This is a genomic window from Aureimonas sp. OT7, from assembly GCF_014844055.1.
GTDB lineage: Bacteria > Pseudomonadota > Alphaproteobacteria > Rhizobiales > Rhizobiaceae > Aureimonas > Aureimonas altamirensis_A.
Genome location: NZ_CP062167.1, coordinates 1,715,675 through 1,732,396, shown reverse-complemented (window position 1 = coordinate 1,732,396; position 16,722 = coordinate 1,715,675). Strand labels below are relative to the sequence as shown.

Below are 16,722 nucleotides of genomic sequence, written 5' to 3'. Positions count from 1 at the left end.
TGACCCGTCATACCTCTCGTCATGCCGCTTCCAGCAGCATGGCGCCGCCTTGCCCACCGCCGATGCATTCCGTCGCGATGCCCTGCTTCAGGCCACGCTGGCGCATGGCATTGGCGAGATGAAGTGCGATACGCGTGCCGCTGGTGCCCACCGGGTGGCCGAGCGAGATCGCCCCGCCGTCGACGTTCAGGCGCTCACGGTCGATGGTCCCGGCTGCGCCGTCGAAGCCCAGCACGTCGCGGCACACCTGAGCGTCCTCGAACGCCGCAAGGCACGCCAGCACCTGGGCCGCAAAGGCCTCGTTCAACTCCCACAGGTCGATATCGCCGATCGAAAGATTGCGCCGCTTGAGGATGGGCGCCGTCGCCATGACGGGCCCGAGGCCCATGATGGACGGATCGAGCGCGCCCCAGTGAGAATCGACGATCCGCGCCAGTGGCTTCAACCCGTGCTTCCGCACGGCATCCTCGCTGGCCAGAATCGTCCAGGCCGCCCCGTCCGTGATCTGCGACGAATTGCCGGCCGTCACGTTGCCATAGGGTTTCTCGAAGACGGGTTTCAGCGTCGAAAGGCTCTTCACCGAGCTGTCGGGCCGCACGCCATCGTCGTGGTCGAACACCTGCCCGTCGCGTGCGACGGCGGGCAGCAGTTCACCGGCAAGCCGCCCTTCGGCCTGGGCCGCGGCCAGCCTTCGGTGGCTTTCTGCGGCGTAGGCATCGGCGTCGCGGCGCGTGACGCCGAATATGTGGCCGATCTTTTCCGCCGTCTGTCCCATGCCGAGATCGGTGATGGGATCGGTCAGGCCGCGCTCCAGCCCGATCTCGGGCTTGAGGAATCCCGGCTTGAGCCCGGCCAGCACCTTGAGCCTGTCGCCCGTGCTGCGCGCGCCGTTGAGCCGCGCGAACCAGTCCACCGCCTCGCGTCGCAGCACCAGCGGCGAATGGCTGAGCGACTCGGCTCCCCCGGCCAGCACGATATCGGCATGGCCGCCCTCGATGGTGCGGAATGCGGTATCCATGGATTGCATCCCGGAACCGCAATTGATCTGCACGGTGAAGGCGGGGGTCGATTCCGGCAGGCCGAGCCGCAGCCCCGCCACACGCGCGGGGTTCATCTCGTCGGCAACGACGTTGACGCAGCCGAGGATGACGAGGTCGATCAGCGCCTTGTCGAAATCCTGCCGCAACAGCAGCGGGCGCCCGCACTGGACCGCGAGATCGACGGGCGTAAACGGACCCGGCTTGCCGCGCGCCTTCAGGAAGGGCGTGCGCGCCCCATCCACCAGATAGACGGGACGGCTCATTCGGCTGCCTCGGCACGGGCCGCGTCGGCGCCCCGCCTGGCAAGGTGCGACACCTCTTCGGCCGGATAGGCATCCACCGCCACGACCCGTTCGGTCGCCGCGCGCGCCTGTATCAGAAGTTCATGCTCCTGCGTGGTGATGAGCGCCTGCTCCAGCGCCGCGTCGGCATCCTTCATCCTGGCCTCCTTCATCTTGCGCATGGCGGGCTCCGCCTTCGTGACAAGGTCGAGAGCTTCCTCCAGTTCGGCGATGGCGTAGGATTCGCGCCCGGCGCCGAGGTAGAGGTCGGCCGTCAGCCTGTCCCGCTGGGATGTGGGGCGCATCAGCAATTCGGCCACCTCGCTTACCAGGTCGTCGCGCATGGCTGCGCGGGGCGCCCCCGCCGGAAAGGCGATGGCGCGGATCACAAAGGCCGCCGAACGTGACGGAAGATTGGCGATGATGCCGTCGAAGGCTTCGCCGATTCGGTTGATGCCGCGGCGCATGACATACTCGATGAGGGGTTTGTCGGCCTCCGGCCGCCCTTCCGTCTCGAAGCGCTTCAGGCACGCGGCCAGGAGGTACAATTCGCTCAGGATGTCGCCAAGCCGGCCCGACAGCATCTCCTTGCGCTTGAGCGCGCCGCCGAGGCTCAGCAGCGCCATGTCCGCCGTCAGCGCGAATGCCGAAGACAGGCGGGACAGTTGCCGCCAATGGCCGGTCAATTCCGCGTTATCGGGCGCGGGCGCGGCGATGCCGCCCGTCCAGCCGCGCAGGAAGGCGCGCCCGGCATTGCGGAAGGCATGGCCCACATGTCCCCAGAAATGCCTGTCGAAGGCATCCAGCCCGGCTTCCTTGTCCGGATCGGACAGCGCCTTCATCTCTTTCAGCATGTATGGGTGCGCGCGAATCGCGCCCTGCCCGAAGATCATCAGGCTGCGCGTCAGGATATTGGCGCCCTCCACCGTGATGCCGATGGGGATCGACCGGTACTGCGGGGCCATGTAGTTGCGCGGGCCCTCGACGATGCCCTTGCCGCCATGGATATCCATCGCGAGGTTGACGGACTGGCGCATCCTTTCGGTCGCGTTGGCCTTCATGATGGCCGAGATCACCGACGGGCGATGCCCCTGGTCCAGCGCGGCCAGCGTCAATCGGCGCGCCGCGTCCACCTGATAGGCGTTGGCGGCGATTTCGGCCAACGGCTCCTGGATGCCCTCGAACTTGCCGATAGGCAGGCCGAACTGGTGCCGCACCCGCGCGTAGGCGCCGGACGCACGCGCCGACATGGCGCAGGCGGCGGCGGACTGCGATGGCAAAGAGATGCTGCGCCCGGCGGCCAGCGCCGTCATCAGCATGGTCCAGCCTTCGCCGATCTGCGCCTGCCCGCCGAGGATCCAGTCCATCGGAATGAACACGTCGCGCCCGTGCAGCGGGCCGTTCTGGAAATGCGTCGCCAGCGGCACATGCCGCTCACCGAAGGTGACGCCCCTGGTCGCCGTCGGTAGCAGCGCCACCGTGATGCCGAGGTTCTCGCCGCGTCCAAGATGGTTCTGCGGGTCCTGCATCTTGAAGGCGAGGCCCATGACGGTGGCCACCGGGCCCAATGTTATATAGCGTTTGTCGAAATTCAGCCGGATGCCGAGCACCTCGCGCCCCTCGTGCTCGCCATATTCCACGACGCCCGTATCGCGCATGGAGGCGGCGTCGGAGCCCGCATCCGGAGAGGTCAGGCCGAAGCAGGGGATTTCGCGACCGTCGGCAAGGCGCGGCAGCCAATGGTTCTTCTGCTCCTCGGTGCCGAAATGCAGCATCAACTCGCCGGGGCCGAGGGAATTGGGCACCATCACGGTCACACCGGCGACGACGCTGACCGACGATACCTTGCGCACCACTTCGGAATGGGCGGTATTGGAGAAACCGAGGCCGCCATATTCCTTCGGAATGATCATGCCGAAAAACTTTTCGCGGCGCAGGAAGTCCCATACCTCGGGCGGCAGGTCATGATCGACGGAGGTGATCTTCCAGTCGTCGACCATGGCGCAAAGCTGCTCGACGGGCCCATCCATGAACGCCCGCTCTTCGGCCGACAGCTCGGCCGGCGGCATGGCGACGAGTTTTTCCCAGTCGGGCGATCCGCCGAAGAGTTCGCCGTCCCACCAGACGGTGCCGGCGTCGATGGCCTTGGATTCCGTTTCGGAGATCGAGGGCATCGCCTTTTGTGCCCAGCGGAAGATCGGGCGTGTCAGCTTCTCGCGCCGAAATGAACCTTTTGCCATGTCGCGGCCTCCCGTTAGCAAAGCTCAAGCAAGGAATGCTTTTACGCTAACGTAAGATGCGGCAGAAGCCCTGCCACCCGGCAAGACGATATTTTCTGTAAACTCCCCGTCAGCCGCGCGCCCGGTGGGCGATATCGGTGCGGTAGAAGCCGTTGGGCCAGTCGACTTGCCCGACCAGCCGGTAAGCCCTGTCGGCCGCCTCGCCGACATCGGCGCCGGTTGCCGTCACGGTCAGCACCCGCCCGCCCGTGGCCGTGAGCTCGCCGTCCTCTTCCGTCGTGCCGGCATGGAAGATCGCCTCTCCCCGTTCCGTCTGCGGCAGATGAAGGATCGGCGTTCCCTTGTCGTAGGCGCCCGGGTAGCCCTTGCTGGCCATGACCACGGTCACGGCGGCGCTGGCGCTCCATTTCGGCTCGGCGGCGGACAGGTCGCCGTGCGCTGCCGCTTCGAGCAACGGAACGATATCGCTTTCCAGACGCATCATCAGCACCTGCGCCTCGGGGTCGCCGAAGCGGACATTGTACTCGATGAGCTTGGGGCCTTCCGGCGTCAGCATCAGGCCGGCATAGAGCACGCCCTTGAAGGGCGTACCCGCATCGGCCATGCCTTTCATCGTCGGCTCCACGATGTCGCGCATGGTCCGGTGGACAAGGTCCGGCGTCATCAGCAGCGACGGCGAATACGCCCCCATGCCGCCGGTATTCGGCCCCTTGTCTCCGTCATAGGCGCGCTTGTGGTCTTCCGCGGTCCCGAAGGGCACTGCCCGGGTGCCGTCGCACAGGCAGAAGAAGCTGGCCTCCGGGCCGGTCATGCATTCCTCGACGACCACGCTCGCGCCCGGCGTCGCAAAGCAGGCGTCCACGGCCTCAAGCGCCTCGGATACGGTTGCGGCGACCGTCACGCCCTTGCCGGCCGCCAGCCCATCGGCCTTGACGACGATCGGCGCGCCTTCCGCCTCGATATAGGCGCGCGCCGGCCCGGCGGCATCGAACCGCCTGAAACGCGCCGTCGGGATGCCCATCCGGGCGCACAGATCCTTGGTGAACCCCTTGGAGCCCTCAAGCTGCGCGGCGGCGCGGCCGGGCCCGAAAACGGCGATCCCATGGGCTTCCAGCGCGTCGGCGATACCGTCGACCAAAGGCACCTCAGGCCCCACGACGACAAGCCCGATGGCCTTTTCCCGGACAAAGGCGATGACGGCCGCATGGTCGGCCGGGTCCAGATCCACGCAGGCCGCGACCGTGGCGATGCCGGGGTTGCCCGGCGCGGCGTAGAGCCGTCCGACACGCGGCGATGTCGCGATCTTGGCGGCCAGCGCATGTTCGCGGCCACCGGAACCGATCAGGAGGATGTCGATGCTCATCAGGGACAGGTCTTCCGCAAGAATCCGGGCTATGGGCCATCGTCTAGGGTGGCCGTATGGAAGGGGTCAAGGCCGAAACGGTTCATATTAATCCAAAAGCGCTTGACGCGGCATGTATTCAGGGCCTTCCTCCCGCCGATGCAGAACGACAGGAAAGATACGGGGATGGTTCAGGGCCGCGTCGCCGACGCCCCGTCGGAAAACTTCGTCTACCGGATGCTGCCGGCCGCGCTCTGGCCCTATGCGCAGCTCGCCCGCTGGGACCGCCCCATCGGGTGGCAGCTCCTGCTGTGGCCCTGCCTGTGGAGCGCGACGCTTGCCCCGCAATGGGCCGCGCCGTCGGCCGTGCATACCGGCTTGCCGAGTTTCCTTCATCTCCTGCTGTTTCTGGTCGGCGCCGTCGCGATGCGGGGTGCGGGTTGCACCTATAACGACCTCGTCGACCACGAGATCGACAATCAGGTGGCGCGCACACGCTCGCGCCCGCTGCCGTCGGGGCGAGTGTCCCGCCGACAGGCCAAGCTGTTCCTGGCGGCGCAGCTTCTGGCCGGTTTCCTGGTGCTCATCCAGTTCAACAGCTTTTCCATTCTTCTCGGCATCGCCTCGCTTGCCGTCGTGGCGATCTACCCCTTCCTCAAGCGTGTGACGGATTGGCCGCAACTGGGGCTCGGCCTCGCCTTCTCCTGGGGCGCGTTGATGGGCTGGGCGGGATATTGGGGGACGCTCGCGCTGGCGCCCGTGCTGCTGTATGCCGGCTCCGTGCTATGGACGATCGGCTACGACACGATCTACGCGCATCAGGACCGGGAGGATGACGCGCTGGTGGGCGTACGGTCCACCGCGCGGCTTTTCGGCACCAGGACCCGGCTGGCTCTGGTCGTCCTGTATGGCGGCGCGATGGCGCTGTTCCTCGCCGCCTTCGTCATGACGGGCACGGTCACGACCGGGCCCAGTTGGCCGGCCTACGCGGCGCTGGCCATCGGCGCCGCACAGATGCTGTGGCAGATCCTGCGGCTCGACATCGACAACGCAGACGAATGCCTGCGGCTTTTCCGCTCCAACAACGTCTTCGGCTGGATCCTTTTCCTGGGCCTTCTGGCATCCGCACTCTGGACGCTGTCCTTCCCCTTCGTCGACTGACGGCTAGGGCGTGATGGCCACCTTGAGCACGCCGTCCCGCTGGTTGGCGAACAGGTCGTAGGCCGCCTCGATATCGTCCAGCTTGTAGCGGTGCGTCACCAGCGGCTTGAGGTCGATGCGGCCGGAGCCGCATACCGCCATCAGGCGGCGCATCCTTTCCTTTCCGCCGGGGCACAGGGTGGAGACGATGGAGTAATCGCCAAGGCCGGCGCCGAAGGCCGACAAGGGAATCGACAGGTCGCCGGAATAGACGCCGAGGCTCGATAGCGTGCCGCCGGGGCGCAGAACCTTGAGTGCCGACCCGAATGTGGATTGCGTCCCCAGCGCCTCGATGGCGACATCGACGCCGCGCCCGTCGGTCAGGGCCATGATCTGTTCGACCGGGTCGCCGGCCTTGAAGTCAACCACATGGTCGGCGCCCAGGCGGCGTGCGACGTCCATCCGCGCCGGCACCGTATCGACGCCGATGATCGTGGTGGCGCCCATCAGCTTAGCGCCGGCGACGGCGCACAGGCCGATGGGGCCCAGCGCGAAGACGGCGACCGTGTCGCCGATGCGGACATTGCCGCGCTCGGCGCCCGAGAAGCCCGTCGACATGATATCCGGGCACATCAGCACTTCGTCGTCGGACAGATGGTCGGGAATGGGGCTCAGATTGGCCAGCGCGTCCTTCACCAGCACATACTCGGCCTGGCAGCCGTCGATGGTGTTGCCGAACTTCCAGCCGCCGGCCACCTTGAAGCCATGGCGCTCGCCCGGGCCGTCCTGCGAACCGCAGCCGCAAAGGCACGCATAGGAGTGGCCGGATGGCGTGATGGCCCCGGCAATGACCCTCTGGCCCTCGCGATAGCCTTTCACTTCACTGCCGAGTTTTTCGATGACGCCGACAGGCTCGTGACCGACGGTCAGTCCCTTGGCGACGGGATACTCGCCCTTCAGGATATGAACGTCCGTGCCGCAGATGGTGGTTGTGGTTATGCGCATCAACGCATCGAGCGGCCCGACATCCGGTATCGGTTTCTCGTCCAGGACGATCCGCCCGTTCTCGACGAAGATCGCCGCCTTCATCCTGCCTGCCATGGTCCATGCTCCCAACCGGATTCGACGCCCGCAATCATGGGTCGCCAAAACAGGATGGGCAAGCCTACTTATCGGCGCGCGATGATCTCACTGCCCGAGATGACCATCCGCATCCCGATGCCGCCGGGCTTGCGGCGGACCAGAAAGCGCGGGCGACGGCCCTTGTGGTAGTTGCGACGCCGGTCTGCCGGCGACGCCGCCTTGAGCTTGCCCAGCGTTTCTTCCAGCGCCGTCACGGTGCCGTCGGCCTCGACCATCAGCATGGGAATGCCGAACATGTTGGACCAGCTGCGCCAGTCCGCCGCCACGTCGAAGAGGTCGGAGGCCACCAGCAGCGGCACGCTGAGGCGCGGATCGTCGTGCATCAGCTCCAGCGTCACGGTAACCCGCCCGCCCGGCTCCTCCATCGCCCGGGCGGCGACCCCCCGGAAGGCGGCCGGCGCCAGCGGGATGGAAACGGGCACCATGCTGCCCTCGTAGCAGCGGCGCACGACGGCGCCCCGTCGATCGACGCGGTAGGAGACGGTCTCCTCGCCGTCCTTCACGTCGAAGCTGACGCGGCGGTCGGCCACGGCGGGGTCGAGGCGGATCGGCGTCCGCGTCCAGGCGGGATGCACGGGAACCTTGCCGGAAACGATGCTCATCCTGATGTCACCTTCTTCAGTCGTCGCGCGGACCGGCTTTGATCCGGCCCCTTGTTGCATCGACTTTTAGGGGCGCCGCGTTGCGAGCCTCTGAAGAAACGGGGTTAAGCGTTGGTAGCCGAAATCAGGGTTATCGAATGGTGGCCAAAGCCCTGCATTTTAGCGGTTCGGCGGTCAGGTTTCGGTTATCGGCGGACCAGCCCCGCCCGCGCGGCAGACGCCCGGGATCGTCGTCTTCTACAGTCGCCAGGCGCTGGAAATGGACACGGCCATCGGCTGGCCGGCATCCCGGCGCGTCGGGCTATAGGCCAAAAGGGCCTGTCCGTCCGGCAGACGCAGCGTCAGGCAGTAGCGCTCGCCCTGGAAGACGGCCATTTCGACACGGGCGGCGATGCCGGCGGCATCCTCATGGACATGTTCCGGCCGCACCAGGAAGGCCGCCTTCGGGCCGGTGTCGGTGCTCGACAGCATCGCGGCCAGTTGCGGCCAGCCAGGCTGGCGCGGCCCGCCCGGCGGGGTGGGAAGATCGAGGATGGCGCCGCGTCCCACGAGGTTGCCGACGATGCGCCCTTCGGGCCGCGCATAGAGTGTGGCGGGTGCCGCTACCTGCAGAAGCCGCCCCTCCGACATCACGGCCACGTCGGAGGCCAGCGCCATCGCTTCGGCCTGATCGTGCGTCACATAGATCATGGCGGCGCCCGACCGCTCGTGGAAGACGCGGAAGTTTTCTTCCATCTCGTGGCGCAGATGCCTGTCCAGATTGGCCAGCGGCTCGTCCAGAAGCACCACGGCCGGGTCCGTGACCAGGCAGCGCGCCAGTGCCACGCGCTGGCGCTGGCCGCCCGAGAGGTCGGCCGGGCGGCGGTCCGCCAGCTTGTCCAGCCGCACCGCCGCCAGCGCCTCGCCCACCTTCCGGTCGTATTCGGCACGCCCGATACCACGCACTTTCAGCGGGTATCCGGCATTGTCGGCGACGCTCATATGCGGCCACAGCGCATAAGACTGGAACACCATCGCCATGCCCCGCCGCTCCGGCGGCACCATGCCGCCCGCATCGGCCAGCCGCCGCTCTCCAAGCAGGATCTCCCCGCCGGTCGGTTGCTCGAAACCGGCGATCATGCGCAGGACAGTCGTCTTGCCGCATCCCGACGGACCGAGCAGCGCCAGGAACGCGCCGGGCTTGAGCTCCAGCGACACGCTGTCGACGGCCGGGGGCGCCTCGGGTGAATACCGCTTGGTGACGGCGTTGAGGATCAGTTTTGCCATGGAACGGTTCCGCGGGGCAGCCAGCGGCCGCAAAGGTCGAGCAGCAGCATCAGCGCGGTCACGACGAGGACGACGAGGACAGACAGCGCCGCGGCGAGGTTGAAGCTGCCGCTGTCATCGAGATTGTAGATGACGACGCCGATCGTCTGCGTACCCGCCGACCAGAGCAGGGCCGAGACGGTCAGCTCGTTGCAGGCGAACAGGAATACCAGCACCGCGCCCGCCGCCGCCGAAGGCGCAACGAGCGGCAGGAGGATGTCCCGCATCCGTCGGCCGAAGCCGGCGCCCGAAATGCGGGCGGCCTCCTCCAGCACCGGGTCCATCTGGCGGAAGGCGCTGTCCACGGGTTTCAGCGCCACGGCCAGGAATGAGGACAGGTAGGCGAGAAGTATGATCCACAGGGTGCCGTACAGCGATACACCGAGAAACGGCACGGGCGCCGCGAACAGCAGCACGAAGGCGACGGATATGACGATGCCGGGCAACGCATAGGGAACCTCGGTCAGCATGGCCAGAATGCGCGCCAGCGGCCCGCGCCGCCGCGTCAGAAGGTAGGCGGTCAACAGCGCGACGATGCCCAGCGCGCATGCCGCGCCGGCCGCCAGAAGGAAGGAGTTGGCAAAGGCCCGCCGCGTCGCCGACTGGCGAAAGAGGACTTCGCGATAGGCGTCGAGCGTCGCCGTGTCCGGCGTCAGCCGGACCCCGTAGGCCGGCGCCAGCGAGCCGGCCACGAGCGAGGCGAAGGGCGCAAACAGCATCAGGGCGACCAGAAGCCACAGGAGTATCTGCAGCGCAAACCCCCAGCCGCCGAGCCGGAATGTGGCGCTTGCGCCGGAATGCCCGATGGTGCGGTAGTCGCGCCCGGCAAGCGCCCGTTCCTGCACCCACAGGCCGGCAAAGGCGATCACGGCGATCAAGGCCGCGATCATCGCGATATCGCCGAAGGTGCCGGCGCCGAAGGCCGTCAGCCGGCTGTAGATGAGGGTCGGCAACGTGGCGATTCCGGCGGGCAGGCCCAGAATGGCCGGGATGCCGAAATTGCCGATGCCCGAGACGAAGGCGATGGCCGCGCCGGCGACAAGGCCGGGCGTTGCCAGCGGCAGGACGATGTCCCTGAGGACGCGGCCTTTCGAGGCGCCGGACAGGCGCGCCGCCTCGATGGCGTCGCGCGGCAGAGCCAGCAGGCTGGCGCGCAAGGTCAGATAGACCAGGGGCGCATGCTGCACCCCGTACAGCAGCGCGATACCGCCGACCGAGTAGAGCGGCTGCGGACTCCCGAGCGGCGGGGCCATGCCGATGGCCTTCAGCAGCGCGCTGGATGGCCCGCTCATGCCGATCCAGGCCAAGGCCGTCACCTGCGGCGGAATCATCATCGGCAGCATGAAGAGAATGCCCAGGGTGCGCTTGAAACGGAGGTCGCACAGGGTCAGCGCCAGGGCAAAGAGCCCACCCAGAAGCACGGAGATCGCCATGCCGCCTGCGGATGTCGTCAGCGTATTGCGGAAGGCGGGCCAGAGCGCCGGGTCCGCTGCCAGCGCGGCCAGTCCACCACTACCGGCGGAGCGTATACCAGTTGCGCCCAGCCGCAGCAGCGGCAGGGCGCACAGGAACAGGATGGCCCCGGTGACGAAGCCTGTCAGCCAACGCGGCTCAAGCCGGTTGGCAGGTAATGCGGGCATGAGCGCCTTACTGGGTTGCGCCGAATATGGCGTTGAATTCCTTCAGGTCCTGGTCGGATGCAGCCAGTGCGGCCGCCGGATCGAACGGCAGGAGCTTGATCTCCTCACGCGCCGGGAAGCCCTCCGGCAGCGCGATACCGTCGCGCGCCGGAATGTAGCCAAGCTTCGCCTGCAGCGCCTGCCCCTCCTCCGAGAGGAGATAATCGACGAACTTTTTGGCGGCGTCCACATTGCGTGCCGTCGACAAGATCGCCACCGGCTCGGTCACGGCGGAGACGCCCTCCTGCGGGAAGACGAAAGCGATGGGCGCGCCCTTGGCGGCCTCGCGGATCGGCAGATAGTCGACCACCATCCCGTAGGCCTTTTCGCCGGAGGCGACGGATTTCAGCACCGCGCCGTTGCCGCCGGCCGCCACCGCACCGTTGTCCTTCAGGCTGCGATAATAGTCCCACCCGAGCGAGGGAACGCCGGTCAGCGTCTGCGCGTGGATCAGGGCCGCACCGGACGTGGCCGGGCTCGGCATCGCCAGCAACCCCTTCGCTTCCGGCTTGGCCAGATCGGCCCAGCTTTGCGGTGTCATCCCGGCGGCCGTGTTGTAGACGATGCCTGTCGTGATCAGCTTGGTGGAGTAGTAGGCGCCATCCGGGTCGTGCAGGCCCTCCGCGTAGCCCTCGGCCTGAGGCGAACGATAGGCAAGAAGCTGGCCCGCCTGCTTCATGCGCTCCAGAGTCACGCTATCGGCGATCAGGAGCACGTCCGGCGCCGGGTTTCCGGCCTCGATCTCGGCCATCAGCCGCGCCATCACCTTCGGCGTACCGTCGCGCACCCACTCGACTTCGAGCCCGGTGGCCTGCTTGAAGCCGTCGGCCGTGGCCTGCGCGTCTTCATTGGGCTGGCTCGTATACAGGACGAGGTCGGCGGCGGAGGCCGCCCCACTCAGGAGGCAGAGCGCCAGGGTGGCGAGAATGCGGGTCATCTTGGACTTCCAGTGCGGTTTCGCGTGGCTGGCAACAACCACAGATCGATGACAGTCATGTAACAGCGGTCAGCTTCAAAGTCCGGTTTTCCTCGCGGCCAAAACCGGCAATCTCCATCCGGTCGGCTTGCAGGGTCACGATGGCGTAGGCGCTCGTGTCCGGCGTATCGACCATGCCGCGGAAATTGACGAAATGCCGCTTGTCCAGTTCGCCGTAATTTCCGGCATGGTTGTGGCCATTCATCCAGACGGCGAAGCTTCGATGCGACAGGACGAGGTCGACGATCTCGCCCGAGTTCCAGAGGTTATGGTCGTTCTGCGGAAAGACCGGATAGTGACACAGCACAATGGCGCGCTCGCCGGCGGCATCGGCGGCGCCGAGGCGCTCGTCCAGCCAGCGCATCTGCGCCTCTCCCACCGAACCGTTCCAGCCCTGCGCGTTCGAGGCGCCGGTTTCCCGCAATCGCGCCAGCCGCTCCTCGGCCAGTGCCCGGCGTTCGCTGCCGTCGGGTGTCGAAAAAAGGCTGATATCGTTGCCGTCCAGCACGATGAAGCGTGTGTCGCCTTTGAGGAAATCGTACCAGGGAGCATCCATACGCGCCGCTGCGACGACCGATGGGAGATATTGTGCGGCAACATCGAAATCGTGATTGCCGAGGACGAAGCGTGCTTCGTGCCGCAGCCCGTCATAGACCGGCATGATGTCGCCGAAGCTGTCCCAGTGCCGGTCGATGATATCGCCCAGTGTCGCCACGAACGACAGGTCTTCCGCATTAAAGGCCCCGATGGCCTGCCGCAGCTTCCGGAGCGAGTGGGCATAGTATCGGCCGGAGCGTACATTCGGCGCAACCGGCGCGTACTGCGGATCGGCGACGATACCGAAACGCAAGGGCTCTCCCCCGGATGGGCTCCGGTGGGAAGAGCCGTCCGATGCCGCCAGCGCGGGGCTCGCCGCCAGAAGCGTGCCGCCGACCATCAGGTCACGCCTCGTCACCATCGATCCATGCCCTCGACTGATCCTCGATCTGCGGTCCTGTTATCGAAACCGGGTGACAGGCAGGTGACGCCCTGCCGGCGACGGGCAGGCAGCCCCTAGAGAAGCTTGCCCGGGTTCATGATGCCCTTGGGGTCGAACACCTGCTTGATCCCGTGCATCAGGTGCATTTCCAGCCCAGCTTTGGTGCGGGCCAGTTCGGCGCGCTTGAGCTGGCCGATACCATGCTCGGCCGAGAAGCTGCCGCCGAGACCGGCCACGATACCGTGGACGATGGTGTTCATCTCCCCCCAACGGGCCAGGAAAGCCTCCTTGTCGGCACCGACGGGCTGCGAGATGTTGTAGTGGATATTGCCGTCGCCCATGTGGCCGAACGAGACGATCCGCGCACCCGGCATCGCTGCCTCCACCGCTGCTCCGGCCTCGGCCAGGAATTGCGGCACCAGGGCCACCGGCACCGAAACATCGTGCTTGATGGAGCCGCCTTCCGGCTTCTGCGCCCAGCTCATCTCCTCGCGCATGCGCCAGAAGTCGGCGGCATCCGACAGCGATTGCGCGATGGCCGCGTCTTCCACGGTGCCGTCTTCGAAAGCCGCTTCCAGGATATGCTCCATCGTCTCGCGGGCATCCTCGGCGGAACGGCCCGACGATATCTCCATCAGCACGTACCAGGCGTGCGGCCCGGCCAGAGGATCGCGCGCGCCCTGGGTGTGGCGGATGGTGAACTCCATGCCGATGCGCGGCATCAGCTCGAATGCCGTCAATTGCCCGCCAGCACGGCTTTCCGCCATCTTCAGAAGCGACAGCGCCGCCTCGGGCGACGGCAGGCCGACATAGGCGACCTCGCGGCCGGCCGGCCGGGGGAACAGCTTCAGCACGGCCGCGGTGATGACGGCGAGCGTACCCTCAGAGCCGATCAGAAGGTCTTTCAGATCGTATCCCCGGTTATCCTTCTTGAGACGGCGCAAACCATGGAAGATCTCGCCGCCGGGCAGGACCGCCTCGATCCCGAGGCACAATTCCCGGGCGTTGCCATAGGCCAGGACGTTGGTGCCGCCGGCATTCGAGGCGAGATTGCCGCCGATCTCGCACGAGCCTTCAGACCCCAGCGACAGCGGGAACAGAAGCCCGGCCTCGGCGGCCGCCTCCTGCGCCTTCTGCAGCACGACGCCGGCCTCCACGACCATGGTGCGCCCGGCGGGGTCGACGTCGCGGATGCAATCCAGCCGCGACAGGGACAAGAGTATCTCGGCCTCGGAGCGCGGCGACTGTGCGCCGACCAGTCCGGTATTGCCGCCCTGCGGCACGATGGGCGTGCCGGTTTCCTGCGCCAGCGCCATGATGGCCGAAACCTCATCCACCGTGCCGGGGCGCAGCACCAGCCGCGTGCTGCCGGCGAAGAGGTCGCGCTCCTCCCGGATATAAGGGGCGATCCGGTCGGCCTCCGTCAGCGCGTTGGCCTTGCCGACGATGGCGGAGAAGCGTTCGATCAGCGCATCCGTCAGGGCCTTGGCGGTGATGGTCGTATCCATGTCTGTTCCTCCTTATCGCGGGGCGGCCGCGCGGCGAAGCCTGTCGTTGATGGCGATGCCAAGTCCGCGCTCCGGTATCGGCGCCACGGCGATCCGCGTGATGTCCGCACGGTCGAGCGCCGTCAACGCGGCGAAGAGATTGCCGGCGGCCTCGGCGAGATCGCCGCCGGGGCTGAGATTGAACACGCTCGCGGCTCCGGCCGCCCCCGCAATGTCTGTACTGCCGAAGGCGATCAGGTGCTCATCGGGCTCGACATGCGTAGCGTTCAGACGAACCGAACCGGCGGGCGCATAATGCGATTGCATCTGGCCCGGCGCCTCGATGCCCTCGCCTTGCCCCGGCATGACCGGCAGGCCGACCGCTTCGCTGATCGCCTCGACGGTCAAGCCGCCGGGCCGCAGCAGATACAGCGTCTCGCCCTGGGGTTTGAGGATGGTCGATTCCAGCCCCACCTTGGCCGGACCGGCATCGAGGATCAGGTCGACGCGGTTGCCGAGGCTGCGCGCGACATGAGCGGCGGTGGTGGGTGAAACCTTGCCCGAGCGGTTGGCGCTGGGCGCTGCCAGAGGGCGTCCCAGCCTGTCCACGATCTCGGCCATGGGGCCGCGCGGCATGCGTAACGCAAGCGTTGCGAGCCCCGCCGTCACCAGAGGATGTACGGGCGATCCCTCGGCGAGCGGCAGCACCAGGGTCAGCGGACCCGGCCAGAAGCGCTCGGCAAGCGCCAGCGCAAGCGGCTCGAACCGCGCGAAGCGTTGCGCCATCTCCATGCTCGATACATGCGCGATCAGGGGGTTGAAGGACGGGCGGCCCTTGGCCTCGTAGATGCGGGCAACGGCCCGGCCCGACGTCGCGTCGGCCGCAAGGCCATACACGGTTTCGGTCGGAAGGCCCACGAGCCCGCCCTCCGCCAGGCAGGCAACCGCCTTAACCATGCTGTCTTCAGAACTGTCGAGGATGCGGCCTGCCATGTGCCCCTGCGCGTTTCACCGCGAGCATCTATCGTGAAGCGACAGGCAAAGGAAAGATGCAGCGCGCGTTCAGCGCGTCAGGTCGAAGGCCTCGGCCACACGCCCGCCGGTCTCTGCCAGGGCCTGGACCGCCACAGCGGCACCGGTCAGGCGGCCGCCGCGCTCGGTATGGGCGTCGACGAGCGCCGCCACGGCCGAGGCGCCGTGAGCATTGCCGGCCTTCTGTTCCGGTGCGTCCTGCACCTTGCGCATCTGCTCTATGATGAAGGAGCGGGCTTCGGCAGGGATGCGCGGGGCAGCGTCCCCGGCAGGTGACGCAACGGGATGCCGGTACTGCCCGCGCATCGGCACGGCCGCCGTGTCGCCGTCGGCCAGGACGGCCCACACCCGTTGCATCTTGGTTCCAAGCTTCTGGAAGGTTTTGGCCATGGCCTCGACCGGGCCGCCATGCCTGTCGCCCGGCATATCCGGGTCGGTTCGGGGCGAACCGGTCAGGGATGACAGGATCGGCTGGCGGTCCTGCCCGGCATGTTCGCGGCGCGCGACCTCCGTCAGGAGTGCCAGCGGATCGGGCCGCGCAAGGTCGTCCGATGGGCCGAAGGCGTTGAGCATCGGCGACGGGCTTGCCGCCTCCGCCACCAGGGTTCCCTCGTCGGCCGGCAGATCGCGGACGAGATCGGGGAAGGGCCAGGCTTTCTTGAGTTCGGCAACCGACAGCGGCGAAACGTTGACGTCGATATCCGTCTGCGCGCCCTGCACGCGATAGGGGCAGGAGCGTTCCGAGCAATTATGCATCGACGAGAACTGCCACAGCGCGTACTCCGGCCAGCTGTTTTCGGGGAACAGGCCGGTGATGTCGTCGCGGTAGCGCGCATACCACAGCGGCAGCCGCGACAGCAGCGGATAGGCTTTCTGGTTCTTGTCGATATAGGCGGCGGTATTGCCGTTCGTATACAGAACGGGATAGCGGCCGGTGCGCAGCTTGATCTGGTCGGCGAAGATCTCCGCGTCGGCAAGCGACATCCATTCCGGCGAGATATCCTCGATATCCAGGGCGATCAGATCGTCTTCCGCCGGCTCGGCGAAATCGAGGAAATGGTCGGCCTGCTCGCGCGGGTTGCCCGGCCGGGCCAGATGGTAGGCGCCCCATTTGAGGCCAAGCTGCTTGGCCATGGCGCGACGGGTCTGGTACAGCTCGCGCGTGACGGAATACTTCCACCAGCGGTTCTTGCACAGCTTTTCGTCGTCGCCCGACAGGCCCCGGCACGACCATGACGGCGGCAGCCCGTCCGACGCCTTGTTGATGAAACCGGCGATCCGCTCGTCGGAGGTCAGTTCGACCCAGTCGATGGGGTTGAATTCATAGGCGTCGATGACGAGGGCGCGATCCTCGTTCTTCCAGGGCTGGTTCCAGGCGGCGGAAGCCGGCGTCGTGGCAATGACCACAAGGCTCGCCGCAATGGCGGCAGTCCAGTGCATCGCGGCCTTGAGCGCCGCAGCCCGCTTTCGCATTCG

13 protein-coding genes are annotated in these 16,722 nt (G+C 67.0%); 1 reads left to right on the top strand and 12 read right to left on the bottom strand.

Annotated elements, in window-relative coordinates; genetic code table 11:
- Window positions 1–19 precede the first annotated feature (19 nt).
- The 3 genes from IGS74_RS08340 to purD all read right to left on the bottom strand — a co-directional run bounded on the left by IGS74_RS08340 (window position 20) and on the right by purD (window position 4,918).
- Entirely contained in the window at window positions 20–1,303 is a 1,284-nt protein-coding gene (locus tag IGS74_RS08340) for an acetyl-CoA C-acetyltransferase (RefSeq protein ID WP_039189226.1), read from the bottom strand.
- Window positions 1,300–3,561 (bottom strand): acyl-CoA dehydrogenase, encoded by a 2,262-nt coding sequence (locus tag IGS74_RS08335; protein ID WP_192390883.1) that lies wholly within the window; start codon window positions 3,559–3,561, stop codon window positions 1,300–1,302. The genes IGS74_RS08340 and IGS74_RS08335 overlap by 4 nt, the downstream gene beginning before the upstream one ends.
- Before the next feature lie 109 nt (window positions 3,562–3,670).
- Window positions 3,671–4,918 carry a phosphoribosylamine--glycine ligase gene (gene purD / locus IGS74_RS08330; protein WP_192391596.1) on the bottom strand — a complete coding sequence of 416 codons (1,248 nt, stop codon included), beginning with the start codon at window positions 4,916–4,918 and terminating at the stop codon, window positions 3,671–3,673.
- A 171-nt stretch (window positions 4,919–5,089) separates the two neighbouring features.
- Between purD and ubiA the strand changes: the two genes are divergently transcribed.
- Window positions 5,090–6,064, top strand: coding sequence for a 4-hydroxybenzoate octaprenyltransferase (gene ubiA, locus IGS74_RS08325; protein WP_246723087.1), 975 nt, complete (start codon window positions 5,090–5,092; stop codon window positions 6,062–6,064).
- 3 nt (window positions 6,065–6,067) lie between these two features.
- Here the strand turns inward: ubiA and IGS74_RS08320 are convergent, their stop codons facing one another.
- The 9 genes from IGS74_RS08320 to IGS74_RS20475 form a co-directional block, all read right to left on the bottom strand.
- On the bottom strand, window positions 6,068–7,144 hold the full coding sequence (locus IGS74_RS08320) for an NAD(P)-dependent alcohol dehydrogenase (RefSeq protein ID WP_039189217.1): 1,077 nt from the start codon (window positions 7,142–7,144) through the stop codon (window positions 6,068–6,070).
- 68 nt (window positions 7,145–7,212) lie between these two features.
- The gene (locus IGS74_RS08315; protein WP_192390879.1) at window positions 7,213–7,788 is read right to left on the bottom strand and encodes a DUF6101 family protein; all 576 of its coding nucleotides are present in this window, start codon (window positions 7,786–7,788) and stop codon (window positions 7,213–7,215) included.
- A 237-nt stretch (window positions 7,789–8,025) separates the two neighbouring features.
- Window positions 8,026–9,054: an ABC transporter ATP-binding protein gene (locus IGS74_RS08310; protein WP_192390875.1), complete on the bottom strand. Its 1,029-nt coding sequence runs from the start codon at window positions 9,052–9,054 to the stop codon at window positions 8,026–8,028.
- A complete protein-coding gene (locus IGS74_RS08305; protein WP_192390871.1) occupies window positions 9,042–10,733 on the bottom strand; it encodes an iron ABC transporter permease in 1,692 nt (563 codons plus the stop codon). Before IGS74_RS08305 ends, IGS74_RS08310 begins: the two co-directional genes overlap by 13 nt.
- 7 nt (window positions 10,734–10,740) lie before the next feature.
- Window positions 10,741–11,709, bottom strand: coding sequence for an ABC transporter substrate-binding protein (locus IGS74_RS08300; protein WP_192390865.1), 969 nt, complete (start codon window positions 11,707–11,709; stop codon window positions 10,741–10,743).
- A 55-nt stretch (window positions 11,710–11,764) separates the two neighbouring features.
- Complete coding sequence (locus IGS74_RS08295; RefSeq protein ID WP_246723086.1) at window positions 11,765–12,706, bottom strand: metallophosphoesterase; 942 nt, start codon at window positions 12,704–12,706, stop codon at window positions 11,765–11,767.
- 95 nt (window positions 12,707–12,801) lie between these two features.
- Window positions 12,802–14,208 carry an FAD-binding oxidoreductase gene (locus tag IGS74_RS08290; protein WP_192391584.1) on the bottom strand — a complete coding sequence of 469 codons (1,407 nt, stop codon included), beginning with the start codon at window positions 14,206–14,208 and terminating at the stop codon, window positions 12,802–12,804.
- A gap of 39 nt (window positions 14,209–14,247) precedes the next feature.
- Entirely contained in the window at window positions 14,248–15,207 is a 960-nt protein-coding gene (locus IGS74_RS08285) for an L-threonylcarbamoyladenylate synthase (protein WP_192390858.1), read from the bottom strand.
- A 69-nt stretch (window positions 15,208–15,276) separates the two neighbouring features.
- A complete protein-coding gene (locus IGS74_RS20475) occupies window positions 15,277–16,719 on the bottom strand; it encodes a glycoside hydrolase family 25 protein (protein ID WP_348641889.1) in 1,443 nt (480 codons plus the stop codon).
- Window positions 16,720–16,722 lie beyond the last annotated feature (3 nt).

Coding starts and splice junctions, on each gene's coding strand:
- IGS74_RS08340 (WP_039189226.1), bottom strand. CDS start 1,303: ATGAGCCGTCCCGTCTATCTGGTGGATGGGGCGCGCACGCCCTTCCTG.
- IGS74_RS08335 (WP_192390883.1), bottom strand. CDS start 3,561: ATGGCAAAAGGTTCATTTCGGCGCGAGAAGCTGACACGCCCGATCTTC.
- ubiA (WP_246723087.1), top strand. CDS start 5,090: ATGGTTCAGGGCCGCGTCGCCGACGCCCCGTCGGAAAACTTCGTCTAC.
- IGS74_RS08320 (WP_039189217.1), bottom strand. CDS start 7,144: ATGGCAGGCAGGATGAAGGCGGCGATCTTCGTCGAGAACGGGCGGATC.
- IGS74_RS08315 (WP_192390879.1), bottom strand. CDS start 7,788: ATGAGCATCGTTTCCGGCAAGGTTCCCGTGCATCCCGCCTGGACGCGG.
- IGS74_RS08310 (WP_192390875.1), bottom strand. CDS start 9,054: ATGGCAAAACTGATCCTCAACGCCGTCACCAAGCGGTATTCACCCGAG.
- IGS74_RS08305 (WP_192390871.1), bottom strand. CDS start 10,733: ATGCCCGCATTACCTGCCAACCGGCTTGAGCCGCGTTGGCTGACAGGC.
- IGS74_RS08300 (WP_192390865.1), bottom strand. CDS start 11,709: ATGACCCGCATTCTCGCCACCCTGGCGCTCTGCCTCCTGAGTGGGGCG.
- IGS74_RS08295 (WP_246723086.1), bottom strand. CDS start 12,706: ATGGTGACGAGGCGTGACCTGATGGTCGGCGGCACGCTTCTGGCGGCG.
- IGS74_RS08285 (WP_192390858.1), bottom strand. CDS start 15,207: ATGGCAGGCCGCATCCTCGACAGTTCTGAAGACAGCATGGTTAAGGCG.
- IGS74_RS20475 (WP_348641889.1), bottom strand. CDS start 16,719: ATGCGAAAGCGGGCTGCGGCGCTCAAGGCCGCGATGCACTGGACTGCC.